This window comes from Aeromicrobium sp. PFPM2_SD2, from assembly GCF_057364525.1.
This window is the reverse complement of the sequence record NZ_JBNFNZ010000502.1, coordinates 1-1684: the sequence shown is the minus strand read 5'-3', so window position 1 is coordinate 1684 and position 1684 is coordinate 1. Positions and strand designations below refer to the sequence as shown.

2 protein-coding genes are annotated in these 1684 nt (G+C 73.5%); both read left to right on the top strand.

Going from position 1 to position 1684, the window contains the following annotated elements:
• Positions 1-805 (top strand): amino acid ABC transporter permease (locus AC2W7G_RS15615; protein WP_485869246.1); only part of this gene is annotated, 805 nt, incomplete at its 5' end.
• Positions 805-1539 carry an amino acid ABC transporter ATP-binding protein gene (locus tag AC2W7G_RS15610; protein ID WP_485869245.1) on the top strand — a complete coding sequence of 245 codons (735 nt, stop codon included), beginning with the start codon at positions 805-807 and terminating at the stop codon, positions 1537-1539. The genes AC2W7G_RS15615 and AC2W7G_RS15610, both read left to right, overlap by 1 nt.
• Positions 1540-1684: the final 145 nt, after the last annotated feature.

The following is a 1684-nucleotide window of genomic DNA, read 5'->3' as shown; positions in this document are numbered from 1 at the left end:
ACCGCCTTCCCGGCCGGCGTCGCCACCCGGCGCCGCGCTCGCGGGCGTGCTGTCGACGGTGGTGGTCCTCGGGGGTCTGGCCGCCGCCGTCGTCGCCTCGCCCGGCTGGGACCGGGTGCAGCGGACGTACTTCGACGCGGACCACGCCCGCGCCAGCCTCCCGCTCGTGCGCGACGCGTTCTGGCTGAACGTCCGGATGTTCCTCGTGGTCGAGGTGCTCGTGCTCGTCGTGGCGGTGCTCGTCGCCGTCGTGCGGGTCGTCCCGGCGCCGTTCATGGCGCCGTTCAAGATCCTGGCCACGGTGTACACCGACCTGTTCCGCAGCATCCCCACCATCCTGGTGGTGCTGCTCGTCGGCTTCGGCTTCCCCGCCCTGGGCCTGGCCGGGGTGCCGACCAGCCTGTTCTGGCTCGGCGCGATCGCGCTGACGCTCAGCTACGGGGCCTACGTCGCCGAGGTCGTGCGCGCCGGCATCCTGGCCGTCCACCCGACGCAGTGGGCCAGCGGCCGCGCCCTGGGCCTGTCGTACGGCGGGACCCTGCGCCACGTCGTCCTCCCGCAGGCGCTGCGCCGGGTGACCCCGCCGCTGGTCAACGACTTCGTCTCGCTGCAGAAGGACACCGCCCTGCTGTCGACCATCGGGCTGGTCGAGGGCCTGCGCGCCGCGACGGTCTACCAGGCCGAGACGTTCAACTTCACGTCCCTGTGCGTCGCCGCGCTGTTCTTCGTCGTGACCACGGTGGTCGTCACCCGCGTGACCGACTTCTTCATGATCCGCCAGATGCGACGGGAGGCGGGGGCCTGATGCTGCGCGTGCACGGTCTGCGCAAGACGTTCGGCGACAAGGTCGTGCTGGACGACGTCGACCTAGAGGTCGCGCGCGGCGAGGTCGTCTGCCTCATCGGCGCCTCGGGCTCGGGCAAGTCGACGCTGCTGCGGTGCCTGGACCTGCTCGAGGTGCCCGACGACGGCGACGTCTGGCTCGGGGACACCGAGCTGACCGACCCCGCGCTCGACCTGGACGCCGTGCGCCGCCGCATCGGCGTCGTCTTCCAGGCCTACAACCTGTTCCCGCACCTGTCGGTGCTGCAGAACGTCACCCTCGGCCAGCGCAAGGTCCTCGGCCGCGGACGCCGCGAGAGCGAGGCGCGCGCCCGCGAGCTGCTCGAGCGCGTCGGCCTGGCCGACAAGGCGTCCGCCCACCCCGACGCGCTGTCCGGCGGCCAGCAGCAGCGCGTGGCGCTGGTCCGGGCCATGGCGATGGACCCCGAGCTGCTGCTGCTCGACGAGGTCACCAGCGCGCTCGACCCCATGCTCGTGGCCGAGGTGCTGCAGGTCGTCCGCGACCTGGCGGCGTCCGGGCAGACGATCGTCATGGCCACGCACGAGATGGACTTCTGCCGCGAGGTGGCCGACCGCGTCGTCCTGCTGGCCGACGGACGGGTCGTCGAGCAGGGGACGTCGGAGCGGATGTTCACGGCGCCGACCGACGAGCGCACCCGGGCGTTCCTGGCCCGGCACCTGCCCTACGCCGGCTGAGCCTCCCCCGCTCCCGTCGACCGGCTCAGGGAGCGGGGGAGGGGGCGGGCGTCTCGCGCAGGGCACGGCGGACGCCGAGGGCGGCGGTGCGGCCCGCGCGGTTGGCCCCGATCGTGGACGCCGACGGCCCGTAGCCGACGAGCTG